At 55.1% G+C, this 20665-nt stretch carries 16 protein-coding genes; 4 read left to right on the forward strand and 12 right to left on the reverse strand.

Annotated features, from left to right (window positions below):
- Positions 1-67: 67 nt before the first annotated feature.
- The 6 genes from RT613_RS06855 to polA all read right to left on the reverse strand — a co-directional run bounded on the left by RT613_RS06855 (position 68) and on the right by polA (position 8858).
- The gene (locus RT613_RS06855; protein WP_409558778.1) at positions 68-1018 is read right to left on the reverse strand and encodes a tripartite tricarboxylate transporter substrate-binding protein; all 951 of its coding nucleotides are present in this window, start codon (positions 1016-1018) and stop codon (positions 68-70) included.
- Between the two features lie 246 nt (positions 1019-1264).
- The gene (locus RT613_RS06860) at positions 1265-2638 is read right to left on the reverse strand and encodes a sigma-54 dependent transcriptional regulator (RefSeq protein WP_313614025.1); all 1374 of its coding nucleotides are present in this window, start codon (positions 2636-2638) and stop codon (positions 1265-1267) included.
- On the reverse strand, positions 2635-4461 hold the full coding sequence (locus RT613_RS06865; protein WP_313614026.1) for a sensor histidine kinase: 1827 nt from the start codon (positions 4459-4461) through the stop codon (positions 2635-2637). Before RT613_RS06865 ends, RT613_RS06860 begins: the two co-directional genes overlap by 4 nt.
- A 200-nt stretch (positions 4462-4661) precedes the next feature.
- Positions 4662-4847 carry a 50S ribosomal protein L32 gene (gene rpmF, locus RT613_RS06870; RefSeq protein ID WP_024271259.1) on the reverse strand — a complete coding sequence of 62 codons (186 nt, stop codon included), beginning with the start codon at positions 4845-4847 and terminating at the stop codon, positions 4662-4664.
- Positions 4848-4996: 149 nt separating this feature from the next.
- Positions 4997-5644: a glutathione S-transferase family protein gene (locus RT613_RS06875; protein ID WP_313614031.1), complete on the reverse strand. Its 648-nt coding sequence runs from the start codon at positions 5642-5644 to the stop codon at positions 4997-4999.
- A 178-nt stretch (positions 5645-5822) separates the two neighbouring features.
- A complete protein-coding gene (gene polA, locus RT613_RS06880) occupies positions 5823-8858 on the reverse strand; it encodes a DNA polymerase I (RefSeq protein WP_313614033.1) in 3036 nt (1011 codons plus the stop codon).
- Between the two features lie 422 nt (positions 8859-9280).
- On the opposite strand from polA, the gene RT613_RS06885 reads away from it, so the two are divergent.
- Together RT613_RS06885 and RT613_RS06890 are read left to right on the forward strand one after the other, a co-directional pair.
- Positions 9281-9712, forward strand: coding sequence for a MarR family winged helix-turn-helix transcriptional regulator (locus RT613_RS06885; protein WP_313614035.1), 432 nt, complete (start codon positions 9281-9283; stop codon positions 9710-9712).
- Positions 9713-9846: 134 nt separating this feature from the next.
- A complete protein-coding gene (locus tag RT613_RS06890) occupies positions 9847-11238 on the forward strand; it encodes a M20/M25/M40 family metallo-hydrolase (RefSeq protein WP_313614036.1) in 1392 nt (463 codons plus the stop codon).
- An 81-nt stretch (positions 11239-11319) separates the two neighbouring features.
- On the opposite strand, the gene RT613_RS06895 is transcribed toward RT613_RS06890, so the two are convergent.
- The 3 genes from RT613_RS06895 to RT613_RS06905 all read right to left on the reverse strand — a co-directional run bounded on the left by RT613_RS06895 (position 11320) and on the right by RT613_RS06905 (position 15257).
- Entirely contained in the window at positions 11320-12060 is a 741-nt protein-coding gene (locus RT613_RS06895; protein ID WP_313614038.1) for a sugar transferase, read from the reverse strand.
- Positions 12061-12387: 327 nt separating this feature from the next.
- The gene (locus RT613_RS06900) at positions 12388-14664 is read right to left on the reverse strand and encodes a transglycosylase domain-containing protein (protein ID WP_313614040.1); all 2277 of its coding nucleotides are present in this window, start codon (positions 14662-14664) and stop codon (positions 12388-12390) included.
- 134 nt (positions 14665-14798) lie between these two features.
- Positions 14799-15257, reverse strand: a complete 459-nt coding sequence (locus RT613_RS06905) for a YbaK/EbsC family protein (RefSeq protein WP_313614042.1) — start codon at positions 15255-15257, stop codon at positions 14799-14801.
- A gap of 442 nt (positions 15258-15699) precedes the next feature.
- Here RT613_RS06905 and RT613_RS06910 point away from each other — a divergent pair, with 442 nt between their 5' ends.
- The gene (locus RT613_RS06910; protein WP_313614043.1) at positions 15700-15909 is read left to right on the forward strand and encodes a cold-shock protein; all 210 of its coding nucleotides are present in this window, start codon (positions 15700-15702) and stop codon (positions 15907-15909) included.
- Positions 15910-16330: 421 nt separating this feature from the next.
- Here RT613_RS06910 and RT613_RS06915 read toward each other — a convergent pair whose 3' ends face one another.
- Together RT613_RS06915 and alr are read right to left on the reverse strand one after the other, a co-directional pair.
- Positions 16331-17587 (reverse strand): D-amino acid dehydrogenase, encoded by a 1257-nt coding sequence (locus RT613_RS06915; protein WP_313614045.1) that lies wholly within the window; start codon positions 17585-17587, stop codon positions 16331-16333.
- 7 nt (positions 17588-17594) lie between these two features.
- On the reverse strand, positions 17595-18761 hold the full coding sequence (gene alr / locus RT613_RS06920) for an alanine racemase (RefSeq protein WP_313614046.1): 1167 nt from the start codon (positions 18759-18761) through the stop codon (positions 17595-17597).
- Positions 18762-18890: 129 nt separating this feature from the next.
- On the opposite strand from alr, the gene RT613_RS06925 reads away from it, so the two are divergent.
- On the forward strand, positions 18891-19355 hold the full coding sequence (locus RT613_RS06925; protein WP_313614047.1) for an Lrp/AsnC family transcriptional regulator: 465 nt from the start codon (positions 18891-18893) through the stop codon (positions 19353-19355).
- Positions 19356-19415: 60 nt separating this feature from the next.
- On the opposite strand, the gene RT613_RS06930 is transcribed toward RT613_RS06925, so the two are convergent.
- Positions 19416-20435, reverse strand: a complete 1020-nt coding sequence (locus tag RT613_RS06930) for a class I SAM-dependent methyltransferase (RefSeq protein ID WP_313614048.1) — start codon at positions 20433-20435, stop codon at positions 19416-19418.
- Between the last annotated feature and the right edge of the window lie 230 nt (positions 20436-20665).

Raw genomic sequence — 20665 nt, forward strand, 5'->3', positions numbered from 1 at the left:
CGCATTCGCAATCTGGAAAGGGCTAAAGGAACCGGCGGTTCGCACCGCCGGTTCTTTCAGGGGCATGTCAGTCAGCGTATTGACCAGCGGCCTCGATCACAGGCTTCCACCGTGCAATCTCGCTCTCCAGCTTGGTTTTCAGTGCGGCAGGCGTACCGTCAGCCTCAGGCGAAGGCATTGTGCCGAGCTCGGCAAAGCGCGAGGCAATGTTCGTATCCGTCAATGCGACCTGGAGTGCCTTTGACAGGCGATCAACGGCTTCCTGCGGTGTTCCCTTAGGCGCATAGACACCGTGCCATATACCTACTTCAAAACCTGGCAAGCCGGCCTCAACGGCAGTTGGTACATCTGGCAATACATCAAGACGTTTTGGTGATGTCACGGCAAAGGCTTTGACCGTGCCCCCCTGGATCTGCTTGGTGGTATTGGTAGTCTGGTCGCACATGATGTCGACCTGGCCGCCCAAAAGATCCGTCATTGCCGGCCCGGTTCCCTTGTAAGGCACGGTAACGAGCGGTGTTTCAATTGCACTCATGAACAACATGCCGCAAAGATGCGATGCGGCGCCAATGCCTGCATTGGCAACCGTGACTGTATCCTTGTTGGCCTTGGCGTATTCAATCAGGCCCTTGAGGTCTGTTGGTTCGAGGTCTTTGCGCGACAGGATGGTCATAGGCACCTCAGTCACGAGGCCAACATATTCAAACGCATTGAGTGTGTCGTAGGCGAGCTTTCGGTAGAGCGTGGCGCTGGTTGCCATGCCGATGTGGTGCAACAGGATGGTGTAGCCATCGGGATCGGCAGCGGCTACGCGACCGGCACCAAGTGTGCCACCGGCACCACCCACGTTTTCAATCACGATTTGCTGGCCAAGATCCTTCGACATGGATTCGGCAACAAGGCGCGCCACGGTGTCGGTCGGGCCACCGGCTGAGAATGGCACAACCATGGTGATGCCGCGATCAGGATATGTCTGCGCAGATGCAGACATGGCGACGAGCGAAACGGTTGCAGCCATTATGGCAGACGAGATTGTCTTGAAAATATTCATCGGTTCCTCCCAGACTATATCGATGAGTTTCGCAGCAACCGGCTCCTCAACCAGTCCTGCGGATAACCTCATTTGTCGCGGCGGGACAGGAAACTGCAATCGGCTTCACATCTGCCACCCGCATCTTTTGCAAAGACTTGGAGGTAAATGGGTGGATTTCGAAACATGGCAGGCGAATGGCGGGTGGAAATCCACCCATTTCCGACATCCGGCTCAGATAGTGTCGTCATCCACATGTGCAAAGCTGCCAAGATGGCGTTTGTCGAGACCGTATTTCTGCATTTTTTCGTAGAGGGTCTTGCGAGAAATGCCGAGCGTTTCATAAACAGCCTTGAGGTTCCCGGCATGGGTAGTGATCGATTTGGCAATCAGATCGCGTTCATAAGACGCCACCTTCTCCGCCAAGCGAAATGATTGCCTGTCATTTTCGAGATGCACTGGATCAGGCGTTTCCGACGACAGTCCCAGTACCAAGCGATCGGCAGCATTGCGCAATTCACGTACATTGCCTGGCCATTCCCGCGTGGCTATTTCTGCAATGATACTTTGCGGCACGTCCTGATCTTCGCGGCCGTAGCGGGCGGCCGCCTCTCGCACCAGCTGCAGAAACAACAGAGGGATATCGGCCCGCCTCTGCGCCAGTGATGGCACATGGACGGTCGCAACGTTCAGCCGGTAGAGCAGATCAGGCCTGAATCGCCCAGCAGCCACCTCAGCCTCGAGATCGACCTTGGAGGTGGCGATGAACCGGACATCAAGCTCAACGGTTTCATTCGAGCCAAGGCGGGTAATAACCCGCTCCTGCAACACACGCAGAAACCGCGCCTGAATCTCAATGGGCATGGAGCCGATTTCATCCAGCAAAATCGTGCCACCACGCGCATGTTCGAACTTGCCGTAACGGGCACGGATCGCTCCAGGGAAAGCGCCGGCCTCATGGCCAAACAATTCGCTTTCAATCAGGTTCTGCGGTAGGGCCGCACAATTGATCGCGACGAAAGGACGATTGGCACGACTGCTGACATCATGAAGAGCACGTGCCACAACTTCCTTGCCTGCACCGGTTGCGCCGATGATCAGCGTATCGGCGTCAGCGGCACCAATGGCACGGATGCGATAACGGAGATCGACCATGACCTGCGTCCGACCCGGCAAGCGCGTTTCCAGATCATCGCGTTTTCCGGCAACGGCACGCAGGCGGCGGTTTTCCAGCACCAGAGACCGTTTGTCCATGGCGCGGCGAATGACCCCGGACAGGTACTGCGCGGTAAACGGTTTTTCCATGAAGTCATAGGCGCCATTGCGCATGGCATTCACGGCCAGTTGTACGTCGCCGTGGCCAGTGACCAGAATGACCGGAATTTCCGCATCCAGCTCGCGCACCTTTTGCAGGAGCGTCATACCATCCATGCCAGGCATCCTGATATCGCTGACCACAACGCCATCAAAACTGTAGCCGATCAGCTCCAGGGCATGTTCGGCACTGGACAGCATCGTCACGGAAAAACCAGACAGCTCCAGCGCCTGCGCCGTCGACAGGCGAAGTTCTTCCTCATCATCGATCAGCAACACACGTGGCTCACTCATTCGGCTGCCACCTCCGTCATCCGCTCAGCCCTCGACAATTCAATGATGAATTCTGCACCGCCGCCGTCGGGATTACGCACGCGCAGCTCGCCACCGAAATCCTTGATGATGTTGTAGGAGATGGAAAGACCGAGCCCCAGGCCACGGCCAACGCCCTTGGTGGTAAAAAACGGGTCGAAGATACGCTCCATGATGGCTGGTGGCACGCCTGGACCAAAATCGCGAACCGAGAGTAGCACCCGTTTGTCTTCCTGCCTGGCGCTCACGAATATCCTGCGATCCTCCAGTGTCTCAACCGCATCTGCAGCGTTGGAAATGATGTTGACCAGAACCTGTTGCAAACGCACGAGGCCAGCCTTGACGCTGAGAGGTTCTGCCCCAAAATCGATAATAAGCTCGGCATTGGCTGCCCTCAGTCTTGCATGTAGAATTTCCAGCGTGTCCTGCATCACTTCATCGAGATCGACCAAGGTCATTTTTTCATTGGGCTTTCGAGCGAAGTTGCGCAAATGGCGACTGATCGATGCCATGCGATCGATGAGGGCGGATATTCTCTTTAGATTGTCGCTTGCCTCTTCCACCCTTCCCCGACCGATCAACAGGCTGGCGCTATCGGCATAGGTTTTCGCAGCCGCCAGCGGTTGGTTGAACTCATGCGACAGCGCCGCCGACATCTGGCCAAGGCCTGCGAGCTTGCCGGCCTGGATGAGATCGCCCTGCGTCTTGCGCAGCTGCTTTTCGGTCTGGCGACGTTCAGCGATCTCGCGGGCAATATGGCGATTGACGCGCTCGAGGTCCTCGGTACGTGCCGTAACCCGTCGCTCCAGTTCTGCCTGCGTTTCCGCCTGCAAAATCATGCGTTCCTGCAGGCTGGCCCGGCGCTGAAGAACAGCCGCCAGCATGAAACCGGCGAGGCACAAACAAAGTACGGCGGCAATCACCGTCGTGCGCACCTGATTGCGCACTGAACTGGTGTCGACCAGCACCCGTACCGTCCAGCCCGCCTCCGGCATCAATTGGGACAGCGCCAGATATTCCTGTTCACCGTTGCCGTTGGCGATCTTGAACAGCGTGTGGCCATCGCTCGTCTCGATATTCAACGGCAATTCACGCAGTGTCGCATCGGAATAACGGCGTGATGCCTCGGTTCGCAGCAGTCTGTCGCGGGTCAAGGGCAGCAGCGAGGCATAAAGCCATTCCGGCGTACCCGTCATGAAAATGATGCCTTCCGGATCGGACACGATGATCCTGTTCTCACCATTGCCGAAAGAAGCCTCGATACCCTCAATATCGACCTTGAAGACGATCACACCCTTGATGACATTTTCAAACAGGATGGGTGACGAGAAATAATAACCGCGTTTGTGCGATGTGGTGCCCAGAGCAAAAAACCGCGATTGCTGACCCGCGGCAGCTTCCTGGAAATATGGGCGATAACTGAAGTTCTGGCCAATGAAGCTGGCAGGGCCGTCATAATTGCTGGCTGCAATTGTTTCCCCGTCCAGCGTCATGACATAGATATCCGACGAATGCAGAAGGGTGTTGATCTCTTTCAGATAGATGTTGGCCCGGTCACGCAGCAACTGGTTGGACGGGTTGCTGACCAGTTCTTCAATGTCGTCGTGATCGGCCATCAGGGCAGGCAGGGGCTCGTAGCGGCTAAGATGGCCACCGAGTGCCGACACGGCCAGCCTAAGCGTTGTGCGGGCCTGAGAAGAGGCTTCATTCATGAAATGCCGGGAGACAAGCTCGCTGCCCTTGGTCATGACGACAGCGCCAAGGATCACACAAATGACAGCAACGGGTATCCAGCGATGCTTCACCGGGCATTTCCTCCACCAAAACGTTTTCACGTCATTCCGAACAGTGTCCGGATCTCCATCCTTGCTGAAGTGTATGTGGAAGATAACGGATTTCCAAGATGGTCTCAGTGACCACGATGGTCCTGCCCGGCACGATGTGCTGCAGGCAATAAAAAAGCTGGCACAAGGCCAGCTTTTTTAATCAGTCACTCGGGAAACGCTTATGCGCTTTCCTTCGGCGTCAGAACCTGACGGCCGCGGTACATACCGGTCTTCAGATCGATATGGTGCGGGCGACGCAGTTCGCCAGAGTTCTTGTCTTCAACATAGGTCGAGCCCTTGAGAGCGTCAGCCGAGCGGCGCATACCGCGCTTGGACGGGCTCGTTTTTCTTTTAGGTACAGCCATTGGTCTTACTCCACTTAACGGACGAAACGGAGCATGTTGCCACCTATGGCTGAATGCCGCATGTTTCGAAATCGGAAATTTGGCGCGCTTATACATGCCTTACCGGCTCTTGACCAGTCCCCATGCATATTTTTTCAGGTTTTGCAGGGTTATGGTTCATCGCCGGAAACGGTCCAAGGCTCCGCAATTGCAGCCTTATACCATTTTTGCCACGCAGGATGCGCCTTGATGGCCTGCATATACTCCAGAGTATCTGTGTTGGAAACAAGATTATACACGTCGAAACGACTGACCACCGGTGCAAACATGGCGTCTGCGGCGGAAAAAGCCCCGAAAAGATAGGGTCCGCCAGAACGAGCGCGCAATTCGCGCCAGATAGTCTCAATCCGCTGGATGTCCTTTTTCACATCGTCAGACACGTCGATCCTGCCCGGTGTTCTGCGCATGTTCATCGGGCAGGTCTGCCGCAGGGCACGAAAACCGCCGAGCATTTCCATGGAAACGGCACGTGCGACGGCCCTGTCCTTCATATCCGCAGGCCAGATATTCCTGTCAGGGAAAAGATCCGCCACATATTCGATGATCGCAAGTGATTCCCAGACACGAAAATCGCCCTGGTGCAGAACCGGGACCAATCTGGTTGGAGAGATATCCTTGAATTTAGGGTTCCCTGCCTCGAACTCGAAGGGAATCAATATTTCCTCAAACGGAATGGCTGCCGCCTCCATCGCCATCCAAGGGCGAAACGACCATGAGGAATAATTCTTGTTGCCGATATAGAGGGTAAGTTTTTCCATCCGCTGCTCCTGTCAGAACGCTCCGCATACATTTCCATCACAGGCAATGTATTGGCAACGTCCATGACAGATGTGCGAGGGGTGAACGAGCCCTTGGCGATCATGGAGCTTATGAAGATTTTTGATGGGTAAGCGGACAGTCACCCTGCCCGCTTACGATATCGACAGATCTTTGGCCTTAGTGGGCCTCATCCCAATTGGTCGCGGCTCTGGCATCAACCTTCAACGGCACAGCCATGGATACCGCAGGCATGGCGGCATTTTCCATGACAGACACGACCAGCTGCAACGCCTTGTCAATTTCCGCGTCTTCAACTTCGAAGATCAATTCGTCATGCACCTGCAACAGCATGCGCGCCGACAGTTTTTCTGCCAACAGTGCCGGCTCGACACGCACCATGGCGCGGCGAATGATATCCGCAGCAGAGCCCTGGATCGGCGCATTGATGGCCGCGCGTTCGTTAAAGGCGCGAACGGACGGATTGGACGACCGGATTTCAGGGTAATAGGCGCGGCGACCAAAAATGGTTTCCACATACCCCTTGTCACGAGCGAAGGTCTTGGTCGCTTCCATATAGTCCTTGATGCCGGGGAAACGCTCAAAATATTTCTTGATGTATTCGCCCGCCTCCGAACGGCCAATGCTCAGCTGGTTGGCAAGACCGAAAGCCGAAATGCCATAGATGATGCCAAAGTTGATGGCCTTGGCCCGGCGACGCACTTCTGACGGCATGCCCTCGACTGGAACGCCAAACATCTCTGATGCTGTCATGGCATGGATATCGACGCCGTTTTCGAAGGCCTGCCGCAACTGCGGGATATCAGCGACATGGGCCAGCACACGCAGTTCAATCTGGCTATAGTCGGCAGACAGCAACTTGTGGCCAGGCGTGGAAATGAACGCCGTTCTGATCTTGCGACCTTCGGCGGTGCGCACCGGAATGTTCTGCAGGTTTGGTTCTGACGACGACAGACGGCCTGTCGTGGTCGAGGCCATTGCGTAAGATGTATGCACGCGCTTTGTGTCCGGATGGATGTAACCCGGAAGCGCGTCGGTATAGGTCGATTTCAGCTTGGTCAGCTGGCGCCAGTCAACGATTTTCGAAGGCAGTTCTGCGCCTTCGGCAGCCAGGTCTTCCAACACCTGCGCAGAGGTGGACCACTGGCCGGTCTTGGTCTTGGAACCACCCGGCAGCCCCATCTTGCCAAACAGGATATCACCGAGCTGCTTGGGAGAACCAACGTTAAAACGTTCACCCGCCAGCGTATAAATCTCTTCTTCGGCGGCAGCGGCCTTTTGTGCCAGTTCACCGGAGAGACGCGACAGGATTTGCCGGTCGATGGTGATGCCACGCTCTTCCATGCGGCACAGCACGGCGACCAGCGGCCGCTCCAGCCGCTCATAAACCGTTGCCAGACCTTCTGCCGCCAGTCGTGGTTTTAGCACCAGCCAGAGCCGCAGTGTCACGTCAGCATCTTCGGCCGCATAGGCCGTGGCCTTTTCAATATCGACGAAATCGAATGTGACGCTGGTCTTTCCAGACCCTGTCACATCCTTGTAGGCAATTGGCTTGTGGCCGAGCCAACGTTCCGACAGCGCATCCATGCCGTGCGTGCCCTTGCCCGCTTCCAGCACGTAAGACATCAGCATCGTGTCATCGTAACCGTCTATGGCGACGCCATACCGCTTCATCAACAGGTAGTCGTATTTCAGATTCTGCGCGATCTTGAGAACGGACGGGTCCTCCAACAAGCGCTTGAGGCGTTCAAGCGCCTGGGCAAGTGGAACCTGCCCTTCTGTCAGCTTGATGCCATCGCTAAACAGATCACCGCCAGAGCCTGTTTTATGGGTCAGTGGTACGTAAGCCGCACGAATGGTCGTGCCGGAACCGTCCTTGTCATTGCCTGCCAATGCTAGTGAAAAACCAACAAGCTCGGCCTGCATCGGATCAAGAGAGGTCGTTTCCGTATCGAAGGCAACGACACCGGTCTCATAGGCATCGGCAATCCAACGATCGAGCGTCTCGATATCTCGGATCGTGGTGTAAGCCGTCGTATCGATTGGTGACGAGGCGAAATATCGTGCGCGCGTGGTTGCCAGATCGGAGGGTGCCGGGCCTTCCTTGGAGACAGAAACGTCAGGTGCATCACCTGTCTGCACCGTCTGTCCAGTGGCTTGTGGTGCGCTTGGCGCGCCGGCGCCGACATCCGGGCCATGCGCATCAGCACCCCATTCAACGGGGACAACAGCAGGGTCGATTTCACCAGCTTCTGCGCCAGTTGCCTCGGCAACGCGGCGTGTCAGCGTGGTAAATTCCATCGCCTTCAGAAAGGCAACCAGCTTGGGGCCGTCCTGCGGTTCCAGCACCAGCTGATCGAGCTGCATTTCCATCGGCACGTCGGTGCGCAGCGAAACGAGCTGACGTGACAACCGCACCAGTTCAGTATTGGCGATGATATTTTCGCGGCGTTTCTGCTGCTTGATCTCGCTTGCCCGTTCAAGCAGCGTGTCGAGGTCGCCATATTCTTCCAGAAGCTGCGCTGCCGTCTTCGGGCCGATACCTGGAATGCCGGGAATATTATCGGTGGAATCTCCGGTCATCGCCTGCAGGTCGATCATCTTTTCGGGCGGCACGCCCCATTTTTCGATGACCTCGGGAATACCGATCTGCTTGTCCTTCATGGCATCATACATATGCACATTGGCCGTGACGAGCTGCATCAAGTCCTTGTCGGAGGAAATGATGGTGGTATCGGCACCGACAGCTTCTGCCTGACGGGCGTAAGTGGCGATAATATCGTCGGCTTCAAACCCTTCCTTTTCAATGCAAGGCAGGTTGAATGCACGGGTGGCATGACGGATCAAACCGAATTGCGGGATCAGGTCCTCCGGCGGCGCTGAACGGTTTGCCTTGTAAAGGTCATAAAGTTCATTGCGAAATGTCTTTGAGGAATAGTCGAAAATGACGGCGAAATGTGTTGGCGTCACGCCAACATCGGTATTGCGCGCGTCCCGCAGCAGTTTCCAGAGCATGTTGCAAAAACCGGAAACGGCATTTACCGGCAAGCCATCAGACTTTCGGTTCAATGCTGGAATTGCGTGAAACGCCCGGAAAATAAAGCCCGAACCGTCAACGAGGAAGAGATGATCGCCTTTTTTCATGGCTCCATGGATACCTTGCGGCTTATCTTGCGTCCATAGAAAGTTGGGCATGGACCGGGCGTCATGCCCAGAAAGATTTGCAGCCCAAACCCGTCCCACGACCTCACCTTAACGTTACCGATTTGTAATAGTTTTCTCCCTTGAAAAGCCTCATTTGCAGCCACAATTATTAGTCAACGGCGCCTGATCACGCCGTAGTCTGATAGCTGGCTCGTCCCCCGCCGCGTCAGACCGGACAAAGGCCTTCCCCCCTCTCCGGGCCTTTGTCCCTCGATAAGCCGCCATGGCCGACCCCCTCCCGGCCGTGGCGGTTTTTTATTGTCCGCACCCAAAAAAACACCGCGATTTTCGTCACGATCTCCAGCTGCACCGCTCATGGCGCATGTTTGGGGAAAGAATGGGCCGATATGCGTTGGTCCGCTCTGCCGACGCAATCGGCCAGTGCGAGACTTGTTTTCAGGACCCCAAATCGCATGCGTTTTTCAAGAACCGAATCTGCTGCCTATCTGACTGCCCAACTCGCCAAGGCGTTTTCGCGCGCCCTGCACAAAAAGGCGTCGGCCCTCGGATTTTCGCCAGGTCAGTTCCCCGTCCTGCTTGAACTGTGGAATGAAGATGGCATCACACAAAGGCAGTTGCTTGACCGGCTGGACATAGAGCAGGCAACGCTTGCCAATACGCTCGTCCGCATGCAGCGTGACGGTCTGATCGATCGCAAACCACACCCAACCGACAAACGCGCCCAGATTATCGAGCTTACAACACACGGCCGTTCCCTCGAAACACAGGCCATCGCAGCTGCTCAAGATGCCGACGAACTTGCATTTTCCGGCTTTCGCCGCTTTGAGCGGGAATTGCTGCTGGAGTATGTCCAGCGCGCCCTCAAAAACACTTCCGCCATCTAGGACGATACGATAACGTTGTAATCCGCACCTGGCTACATATTCATCACATATGTAAGCCCGGCGACATTTTATAGGCAGCCCTCCCGTCAAACCGTTTCTGGTTTCAGGACGCTGTCCAATGGCAGGATTACCCAATGACAGATATTTCCCCCGTTCTGGCCAAGGCCGATGAAAACCTGACGTCGAGCCTCGACCGGTTGTTCGACCTCGTCAAAATGAAGTCCATCTCCACCGACCCGGCATTCAAGGCTGAATGCCGCAAGGCAGCCGAATGGCTGAATGCATCACTGTCGTCGATCGGTTTCGATGCCTCGGTGCGCGATACGGCCGGCCACCCGATGGTCGTTGCCCATCACGCAGCCGCAACCGCAGACGCGCCACACGTGCTGTTCTATGGCCATTATGATGTGCAGCCGGTCGATCCGCTGAACCTGTGGGAGAACGATCCATTCGAGCCGGCAATCAAGGATCTGGGCAATGGCCGCAAGGTCATCACCGGACGCGGGACCTCCGACGACAAGGGCCAACTGATGACTTTTGTCGAGGCATGCCGCGCCTATAAGGAGGTTCACGGCGCACTCCCTATCCGCGTCACCATTCTGTTTGAAGGTGAAGAAGAATCGGGTTCGCCATCTCTAAAGCCATTCCTGGAAGCCAATGCGGCTGAGTTGAAGGCCGAATTCGCTCTGGTTTGCGATACCAGCATGTGGGACCGCGAAACGCCGGCCATTGCTGCCGCACTTCGCGGCCTTGTCGGCGAAGAGGTGGTCATCACCGCTGCGGACCGCGACCTGCATTCCGGTCTGTTTGGTGGTGCAGCCGCCAACCCGATCCATATTCTCACCAACATTCTGGCTGGTCTGCACGATGAGACAGGCCGCGTGACGCTGGATGGATTTTATGATGGCGTTGAAGAGACCCCAGCCAACATCAAGGCATCCTGGGACAATCTTGGTCGCACGGCTGAATCCTTCCTCGGTGAAGTTGGCCTTTCGGTGCCATCGGGCGAAAAGGGCCGTTCAGTTCTGGAATTGACCTGGGCACGGCCAACGGCCGAAGTTAACGGCATTATCGGTGGCTACACGGGCGAAGGTTTCAAAACCGTCATTGCTGCGCAGGCATCGGCAAAGGTTTCGTTCCGTCTGGTTGGCAAGCAGAACCCGGCGCTGGTGCGTGAAGCGTTCCGCGCTTATGTGCGCTCCAAGATCCCGGCCGATTGCTCCGTTGAGTTTCATGAGCATGGCGGCTCGCCAGCCATCCAGCTTTCCTACGATTCTCCGGCACTCACCAAGGCCAAGAACGCCCTTTCCGATGAGTGGCCGAAACCTGCCGTCGTGATCGGCATGGGTGGATCTATCCCGATTGTCGGCGATTTCCAGAAAATGCTCGGCATGGATTCACTTCTGGTCGGATACGGTCTGACGGACGACCGTATCCACTCGCCGAATGAAAAATATGACCTGCAATCCTTCCATAAGGGCATTCGCTCGTGGATCCGGATCATGGACGCATTGGCATCCAAATAAACAAAAGCCCCTCTTCGGATCGTCGAAGAGGGGCTTTTCAATTCATGACGTTCTAAACGAATGTCTGGCAGTGGCTACAAATTAGAAGCCCTTGCCACCCTTGAGCTCGGACCACACGGTTCCGAAGATAATCCTGATATCGAGCCACACCGAGAAATTCTCGACATAATAGATATCCGAGGCTATGCGCGCTCTTGCCTTGTCTGCACGGTCCGTCGGACCACGAAGGCCACGCATCTGTGCCAGGCCGGTAATGCCGGGACGCATAGTGTGGCGCTTGTGATAGTGCGGAACGAGATCCTCATAAAGCCGGCCACCGGCAAACATGCCGATAGCGTGGCAACGAGGCCCAACAAGAGACATGTCACCTTTGAGAACATTGATGAGCTGCGGCAGTTCATCAATGTTGGTCTTGCGCAAAATTGCGCCCATTCTGGTGACACGAGGATCGTTTTTCACTGTCTGTGCAACCCCGGTTGCATCACATAGGTCCGTTCTCATTGAACGGAATTTATAAACGCGGATTTTCTCTCCATTCATGCCCCAGCGAATCTGGGAAAAGAATACCGGGCCTTTGCTATCCAGTTTTACAAGAAGAGCAACGAAACCAAGAAGGGGAGACAACAATACAAGAGCGGAAAAAGCACCGAAAACATCGATGAGGCGCTTCACTGCAAATTGCAGTTTCAGCATAGCTGTTTGTTCAATCGGATCATTCTCAAATAAAGTACCTTGGGATTCAAGAACAACACTACCCGACTGCTGAATCTCTTCGAAACCACCTGCGCGAGCTTCGCCAAGTCTAAACATCTTAATCCTCAATTAAAAAAATTTAGTACAGCAAATAAGCATTCCAATAATCGTGAGTAATAATTCATTTACCCTGCAAAGTCATCCAAAATGGGGCAAAGACTGAAAAAACAGGCCTTAGGGTTAATTTCAAGCCGCCAAACAGCCGTTAGACATTCAAAATACTTCTTTTAAATCATGCAATTACCGTAACGCAGCAAAACCATCTACCAAACCGCGAATCTTAAATTCGAAACTCGAAATACAGGATTGGGGCAGCACCGCTGCAAAACTATCTCGTGGCTTACATCAAACGACATGTCGCAATAAGAGACAAGATTCGTCTGGCACTTGCCATCGTCAATTGCCCATCAGAAAATCAAGCAATGTCGTCTGCCGGGCAGGCTGTGATCCTGATCGCTCATTCGACCCGATATCGGCCGGAGGCACCGGTCCGTTGGAATAGGGATCAGTTGGATAGGAGCGTTGCGGAATATCCATCGGCTGGCCATTGGCCAAACCGGCTCCAGCCGGCGGCACGTCCTGCTCTGCCTGACGGTTGCCAAAGGTTCCGGAGATAATGTCAGTGATTGAACCCGGCTGATTTTCGTTCGGACGATCCGGCAGGATGATCGGTTCTTCCGCGACATATCCCTGCCCAAACAGCGGCGATGGCGACAGGCCGGAATGAGCGGCCGTCATGAAATCGTGCCAGACCTTGGCCGGCAGGCCACCGCCGGTGACTTTCTTCATCGGCGTGCCATCATCATTGCCAAGCCAGATGCCGGTCGTCAGATTGCTGGTGTAACCGACAAACAGCGCATCACGGAATGACTGGGTGGTACCTGACTTGCCAGCCACCTGCCAGCCCTTCAGCCGGGCAGCCTTGCCGGTGCCTTCGTCCACAACGCGCGTCAACATGCTGTTCATGGCAGCAACGATCGCTTCGCTCAGCACACGCGGCGGGTTGTCATATTTATTTTCATAGAGAACATTGCCGTCAGTATCAGAGATGCGTTTGACGATATGTGGCGTTGCCTTGTAACCGCCATTCATGAATGGTGCATAGGCAGCGGTCAATTCCGTCAGCGATACTTCCGACGTACCAAGCGCAATAGAGGCATTGGCTTGCAGTTGCGATTCAATGCCCAAGCGATGCGCAACCTTGGTCACGTGGTCAGGGCCAACTTCCATGACAAGCTGCGCGGCAATGGTGTTCAATGACTGCGCCAAAGCCGAGGACAATGTTACCTCGCCGCGGTATTTCTGATCGTAATTCTCGGGCGTCCAGTTGCCAATGCGTACTGGTCCGTCGTTGCGAATGGAGGTCGGCCGTAATCCCGCCTCAAGTGCAGCAACATAAACAAATGGCTTGAAGGCCGAACCGGGCTGACGTTTGGCGCGTGTTGCGCGGTTAAACTGGCTGTCAGCATAACTTGCGCCCCCCACCACCGCACGAATGGCACCTGTTCCATCGATGGCAGCCAAAGCCGCCTGTGACACGCCCAGCTTCTTGCCCTCAGCGGCCAGTGCCTTGGTGATGGCTTCATCCGCCTTTTCCTCAAGGCCCAGGTCAAGGGTGGTATCGACAACAAGATCCTGCTTCACATCGCCGATCAATGAGCGCACCTCATCAATCACCATGTCGGCCGCGTAATGTTGTGCACCGGACCAGAAATGTTTGGCCTTGGTTGGCGGCTGCGACATGGCCGTCGCGCTTTCGCTATCGGTGATGTAGCCTTCCTCGCGCATGGCGGAGAGAACAACCTGCGCCCGTTCTTCAGCGGCTTGTGGATCCCGTGCAGGCGAAAGACGTGACGGTGCTTTCAAGAGGCCTGCCAGAAGAGCCGCTTCCCCAAGGTTCACATCCCGTGCAGACTTGTTGAAGTACCGCCGGGACGCGGCTTCCACGCCATAGGCATTCGAGCCGAAATAAACGCGGTTCAGATACATCGCAAGGATCTGATCCTTGCTGTATTTTTGCTCCAGCCAGAAGGACAGCAGCACTTCCTGCACCTTACGCTCAAGCGTGCGCTCTTGGGAAAGGAACAGGTTTTTGGCAAGCTGCTGGGTCAGGGTGGAACCACCCTGCACCATGCGCCCGGAGGTTATATTGGTGACTACGGCACGCGCCAGACCGAGCGGGTCAACGCCGAAGTGGGAATAAAAACGCCGGTCTTCGATCGCCATGACCGCTTGCGGAATATAGGGCGACATATCTTCAAGGGCGATGGCTTCGCCACCAGTGGTGCCGCGGTTGGCAATGACCGAGCCATCGACCGAAACGATCCTGACATTCGGTGGGCGCTCGGGAATGGCCCAGGTGCTGGCCGCTGGCATACGTGCACCATAATAAAGGACAAGTCCTGCAACTGCGATACCGCCCCAGATGCCAAGAACGAGGCACCAATAAAACAAACGCCTAAAGAACCTGACCAGACCGCCACTCGATTTGGGTGTCTTTGCGGGGGCAGCTTTGCTTTTTTTTCTGGCTTTCGCCGCAGGCGCCGCTTTACGACGAACAGCCGTGTTCCCGGCAATGCGTTCGCCAGCATCAAGGCGCATCTCTTCATCTTCGGGTTCGTTGTCCTCGAAGGAAGGTTCTATTCTGCGTCCTGATTTGCTTTTGCCTGCCATATGGCCGAAACCACTCCTGATACGATCGCCCTTGCAGACGGCGTGTTTCGACGCTCCGACTGCACTTCATTCGAATGAGAATAAAATACGGCGATTTAAGGTGCGGTTAAGGTCACCAAAACCCCAACTTTATGTTACTGGCAGACATCTACCCATTGGGCATTGGTCAAAGAGGCCATCCGATCAGGTGAAATACGCACGGCAGCATTGGTTGCACCTGCAGCGGGAACCACTTCTTCAAAGCATTTCAGGGACACATCGCAATAAACCGGCACATCCGTGGCAAGACCAAATGGGCATACACCACCGACCGGGTGACTGGTAACGGCAACCACCTCTTCAGCGTCCAACATGCGTGGTTTGCTCTTGAACTTTTCGCGGAATTTCTTGTTGTCCAGCCGGCGGGTGCCCGCAGCAACAACCAAGATGATATCCTCGCCAGCCCTTAGACAAATCGTCTTGGCAATCTGGTCAGGGTCCACACCATGGGCTTCTGCCGCAAGCGCTACCGTTGCGGAGCTTTTCTCCGTCTCGATGACAGTGATGTCAGGGGATTTCGAAGCGAAATATGTACGGACCGATTCAATGCTCATGCTTAAATGATAGGCGGCGGATTTACCAAAGGCAAGTTGACCACGCAAAGCCATGCGCATAGCGCAAAGCTGCGCTGCAATGATGTGTCTGTATTTTGTGCTGATATGCGGTACATTTAAATCATCGACGCGGCGCACTCCTCCTCCCAGCGCCCGCCGACTTGGACTGACAATACTCCTCCTCCCAATTGTCAGTCAGTTTCAAGAACCCGGTGCACCTCCTCCCGCACCGGGTTTTTGCTTTTGAAGGTTTTGGCAGAATTTCCTTTCGCTTGACAAGCTGCGGCAAAGCCACTTATGTCGGCGCATCGATATTTGTTTGACGACCAGACTCGGCGTCTTCGGACGCAAACGACGATCTCTTTTCTGCAAATTCGACCACTGCGTTCGTAAACAATTGTTTTCGAAGCATATTTCAATTTGCCAACGGAAGGAAATCGTTATGGCAACTGGTACAGTTAAATGGTTCAACGCCACCAAGGGTTACGGCTTCATTCAGCCAGACGACGGCACTCAGGACGTATTCGTACACGTTTCTGCTGTTGAACGCGCTGGTATGAATGGCCTTCAGGATGGACAGAAGATCTCTTACGATCTGGTTCAGGACCGTCGTTCTGGCAAGATGTCTGCTGATCATCTGCAGGCTGCATAAGCTTATTGCTTATCGCTTTTTATGAAAGGCCGGCTTGTCCGGCCTTTTTTATTTAGCGCCCAGCCTTAACGGCTTCGCATATATTTATTTTGGAAAGCCTTGAAAAAGCCCATATGCCATAACATATGCGGATCATATGTATTTCGAACGTTGCTCGCGGCACAAGAATATTGCATTCGCAGCCTGATCGTTAACCAAACGTTAACCAATTGGCGCGAGGATGTGAGCAACGAAACGGAGAACCTCAGGTTGCCGTTCTGAGAAATACAAAATCGCTTCGCCATGACCACGGATGTACTGGCATGAAGCAAAGCGGTTGTGAAAGGTCGGGCTTGCCCGGCCTTTTTGTTTTTTGGTGTTTCACCCAAACAAAAGCGGCCCTTGCATAACAAGGCCCGCTTTTGTGTTTCGGTTCAGCCTTTCAGCTGTTGTAGCGGGAAATGGCGAGATCAGCCGTTTCAATTTCTGGCTGCTGGCCACTGATCATATCCGACAACACACGCGCCGAACCGCACGACATGGTCCAGCCAAGCGTACCGTGCCCGGTGTTGAGATAGAGGTTGCCATAGCGTGTTTTGCCGATGACCGGTGTACCATCCGGCGTCATTGGACGAAGGCCAGACCAAAACAATGCCTTGGACTGATCGCCTGCGCCGCCGAACAGATCTTCGACCGAATGAACCAGCGTGTCCTTGCGCGTTGGCGGAAGGTCATTGCTGAAACGGGCGATTTCCGCCATGCCGCCCACACGGATGCGCGCGCCCAGACGGGTTATCGCGACCTTGTAGGTTTCGTCCATCACGGTCGATACCGGCGCACGCGCCTCGTTGATGATCGGAACCGTGATCGAATAACCCTTTACCGGGTAGACTGGCAGATTAAGGCCAAGTGGCTTGACGAGAGCTGGCGAGTAGCTGCCAAGCGCTGCGACAAACACATCGGCTTCAATCCGACCCTTGGAGGTTTCCACTGCCTTGACCACCGATCCTTCGGTAACCAGCCGGTGGATTGCCGTGTCATAGAGGAAGGTGACACCGGCTTGCTCGGCCAACTTGGCAAGTTCGGTGGTGAACATGTAGCAATCGCCGGTCTCATCGCCCGGCAGGCGCAAGCCGCCAACAATCTTGTCACCCGATGGCGCAAGGCCCGGCTCAACAGCAACGCAACCCTTGCTGTCGAGGATTTCGAAAGGAACGCCGCCCGCTTTCAGAACGGCCACATCCTTGGCTATGCCATCGAACTGCTTCTGGGTGCGGAACACTTCCAGCGTGCCCTGCGTGCGATGATCATACTGGATGCTGGTTTCCTCGCGCAGTGCCATCAGGCAATCGCGGCTATATTCGGCAATACGCACCATACGCCCCTTATTGGTGGCATAACGTGCTGCTGTGCAGTTCGACAGCATCTTGATCATCCAGCTCCAGGTCGCCGCATCCAGTGTCGGGCGAAGGATGAGCGGAGCATGTTTCATGAACAGCCACTTCATTGCCTTGACCGGGATGCCAGGTGCAGCCCAAGGCGAAGAGTAACCGGGAGAAATTTCACCGGCATTGGCAAAGCTGGTTTCCAGTGCAGCACCTGACTGGCGGTCGATGACCGTCACCTTGTGTCCGGCCTTGGCAAGATACCAAGCGGAGGTTACGCCGATAACACCTGCTCCAAGAATTGTAATGTTCATGCCAGTCTCACGCATTGGGGGCGCTGGCGGGCGATAGAGCCGCTGCGTCCCGAGGTTGGATGTATTTTCTTTGATAACGGCGGCCAAGGCTCGTCAGGATTTCATAGGCAATGGTGCCAGCATCGTCGGCCACATCTTCAAGGCTCTGCTGTGGGCCGATAACCTCTAAAAGCGTACCATGCCGTAATGTTCCCTCTGGCAACTCGGAGATATCGACAATGATGCTGTCCATAGACACGCGACCGACAATCGGCAGGCGATGACCGTCAAACCATACGGCCCCTGTATTGCTCAGCGAGCGCGGCAGGCCATCGGCATAACCGGCAGCCAGCGTCGCCAGACGCATCTGCGTATTGGCCGCAAAAGAACCACCATAACCAATCTGCGATCCAGCCGGGACGGTGCGTGTCTGCACCACTGCCACGTCAAGTCGTACGACCGGTTTCATCGGGTTGGGACGCAGGATCGATGGCGCGCCGCCATATAGGGCGATACCGGGACGCATCAGATGATTGTGGTAGCCGCCACCGAGGAAAATACCACCCGAATTGGAAAAGCAGACCTTTGCATCGGGAAGCGTCATGGCCGCTTTTTGCATGGCCTCCAATTGCGAGGCGTTCGCCAGATTGTCAGGCTCATCGGCACAGGCAAGATGGCTCATGATGTAATCGATGCGCAGGCCGGAAATCAGCGTCGGATATTTGACAATCTGCTCTAGCTCCTCAGGCGGCAGGCCAAGACGGCACATGCCAGTATCGACCTGCAACAACGCAGGCAGTGTCTTGCCAATGTTTTGCGCAAATGCTGACCATTGCTCGACCTGTTCGAGAGAGTTCAGCACCGGGGTGATGTCGAATGCCTCACACGTGCTTTCATTGCCTGGCTGCAGACCGTTCAACACATAAAATCTGGCGTCCTGCGCAATCAGCTTTCTCAGGCTGATTGCCTCATCAATATGCGCAACGAAAAAATCGCGGCAGCCGGCAGCATAAAGCGTTGCAGCAACACGGTCAGCGCCCAGCCCATAAGCATCCGCCTTGACCACACCTGCAACGGCAACACCGGGCGCCAGCGTCTGTAAAAACCGATAGTTATCGAACAAGGCGCCGAGATCAATCGTCAGGCAACCAGTTGCATTACCGCCCGCATGGGTCCGGTTGATTTGCATGTTCATTATCGTTCACCCTCATTATTAATGAGAGATGGTAATGCACGTATTGTGGAATTTTCCGGCGATGATGTGTTGATTATTCTGATTATTGCTATTTATTGAAATAATCTGCGACAGAATGAAAGAAATCACATGTCAGGCCTGGACGCGATCGACCGACATATCATCAGGGCATTGCGGGCAAATGCACGCATCAGCAACACCAAGCTTGCCGAAGCCGTCGGGCTGTCACCATCGGCATGTCTGCGGCGGATCAACATCCTGGAGCAAAGCGGCGCCATCCGCGGTTACACGGTTCTGACCGGAGCAACGTCAGGCGATGAAGGCATCGCGGTCATCGTGCAGATCACGCTTGATCGTCAGACAGAGGATTATCTCAACCGTTTTGAGGTGGCTGTGCGCAAACATTCGGAAATCAGGGAATGTTATCTGATGACCGGCGGTGCGGATTACTTCGTGCGGGTGGAAATTGAAAGCGCTGGCGACTTCGAGCGCGTGCACAAGGATATTCTTTCGAAATTGCCCGGCGTGTCGCGCATCCATTCCAGCTTTGCAATTCGCAATGTGCTGGCGTCGCAAAAGGTCAGAAAAGCCTGATACACCAATCAGGCCTGACAGGCCGCACCGATGCAAATCGGCGCAGCCCATGTCTTGGAATTACTTCTGGGCCGTCAGCACTTTGAAACGTGCATTGCGGCAGACTTCGCTGCTGGTCTTGAACTCGGCAGCAAGGATGGTCTCATAGGGCAAACCACGGTTGGCGACCATCAACAGCTTGCCGCCATTGCGCAATGCGCCTGCCGCGGCCTTGATCATTGCCTGACCCAAGGCAGGCTCGGCAGCCTGACCGCCGGCATGGAATGGCGGGTTCATGATGATGAGGTCGTATTTTTCCTTCGGCGGCTCGGCAGCCAGATCCTGCCAGAAGAAACGCGCCGTCAGTTTCGGGCAGTTGTCTTCCAGGTTTGCCTTGGCAAATTCGAGCGCATTCCAGTCTGCCTCAAAGAGATCGATGCGCGCCGTACGCGGCGACTTTTCAGCGAGCAGGACGGAGAGGTAACCCCAACCGGCGCCAAAATCGGCAGCATTGCCATCGAAATCGGTTGGCAGACGCGAGGCAAGCAGTTCGGAACCATCATCAACACGGTCATGCGAGAACATGCCAGGCATGGCAGTGAAACGACCATCAACGGTCACGGCTTCGTGCTTCAGCTTGGCGGTGTAAGCCGTGATGTCTTCAGGGCGCCTAAACCACAAGGCAATGCCGTGATATTTTGGTGTCGATTCAGCCTCGATCCCGAGTTTCAGCAGCACCTTGCGCATGGTGGCAATGCCATCTTCTTTTGAGCCGGCAACCACGATCGTGCCGCCTGCCTTGACGCGCTCAAGCGCTTCAGCAACACGGTTTTCATTTTCACCGCGATGTTTGCCGCAAAGAATAAGGGCTGCATCGAAAACATCTTCCGAGACATCAGGGGTGACGTTGGCGTGTTCGGCCTGCAGGGCACGGAACAGCGGACGCAAGTTCTGGACAGCAGCGATCTCGGCCTCAAAGCCTTCAATTCTTGGTGCGCCGGCTTCGGCTCCAAGAAACAGAACGCGCTCACCCTGCACAGGTGCATCGACCATGCCTGCAGCGAACGGATGGAACAGGGTTTTGACGGCGTCACGGCTCATATTTGCGACCTTTTAAAAAATAGAAAAAAGGCGCGGAAATTTTCCGCGCCTCGATCTTGGAAAGAAGCGAAGGCCTTATTCGGCTGCTTCGCCGTCCTTCTTTTCGGCAACGATTTCCTTGCCGGTTGCCTGATCGACAACCTTCATGGACAGGCGAACCTTGCCGCGCTCGTCAAAGCCCATCAGCTTGACCCAAACCTTGTCGCCTTCCTTGACGACGTCAGAGGTCT

The organism is Agrobacterium sp. (assembly GCF_032092815.1).
Taxonomy (GTDB): Bacteria; Pseudomonadota; Alphaproteobacteria; order Rhizobiales; family Rhizobiaceae; genus Agrobacterium.

Excerpts from the sequence above, each read along its gene's own strand:
- RT613_RS06855 (WP_409558778.1), bottom strand. The coding sequence starts at position 1,018 with ATGGCTGCAACCGTTTCGCTCGTCGCCATGTCTGCATCTGCGCAGACA.
- RT613_RS06860 (WP_313614025.1), bottom strand. The coding sequence starts at position 2,638 with ATGAGTGAGCCACGTGTGTTGCTGATCGATGATGAGGAAGAACTTCGC.
- alr (WP_313614046.1), bottom strand. The coding sequence starts at position 18,761 with ATGAACATGCAAATCAACCGGACCCATGCGGGCGGTAATGCAACTGGT.
- polA (WP_313614033.1), bottom strand. The coding sequence starts at position 8,858 with ATGCCCAACTTTCTATGGACGCAAGATAAGCCGCAAGGTATCCATGGA.
- RT613_RS06900 (WP_313614040.1), bottom strand. The coding sequence starts at position 14,664 with ATGGCAGGCAAAAGCAAATCAGGACGCAGAATAGAACCTTCCTTCGAG.
- RT613_RS06885 (WP_313614035.1), top strand. The coding sequence starts at position 9,281 with ATGCGTTTTTCAAGAACCGAATCTGCTGCCTATCTGACTGCCCAACTC.
- RT613_RS06905 (WP_313614042.1), bottom strand. The coding sequence starts at position 15,257 with ATGAGCATTGAATCGGTCCGTACATATTTCGCTTCGAAATCCCCTGAC.
- RT613_RS06875 (WP_313614031.1), bottom strand. The coding sequence starts at position 5,644 with ATGGAAAAACTTACCCTCTATATCGGCAACAAGAATTATTCCTCATGG.
- rpmF (WP_024271259.1), bottom strand. The coding sequence starts at position 4,847 with ATGGCTGTACCTAAAAGAAAAACGAGCCCGTCCAAGCGCGGTATGCGC.
- RT613_RS06915 (WP_313614045.1), bottom strand. The coding sequence starts at position 17,587 with ATGAACATTACAATTCTTGGAGCAGGTGTTATCGGCGTAACCTCCGCT.
- RT613_RS06925 (WP_313614047.1), top strand. The coding sequence starts at position 18,891 with ATGTCAGGCCTGGACGCGATCGACCGACATATCATCAGGGCATTGCGG.
- RT613_RS06930 (WP_313614048.1), bottom strand. The coding sequence starts at position 20,435 with ATGAGCCGTGACGCCGTCAAAACCCTGTTCCATCCGTTCGCTGCAGGC.
- RT613_RS06910 (WP_313614043.1), top strand. The coding sequence starts at position 15,700 with ATGGCAACTGGTACAGTTAAATGGTTCAACGCCACCAAGGGTTACGGC.
- RT613_RS06890 (WP_313614036.1), top strand. The coding sequence starts at position 9,847 with ATGACAGATATTTCCCCCGTTCTGGCCAAGGCCGATGAAAACCTGACG.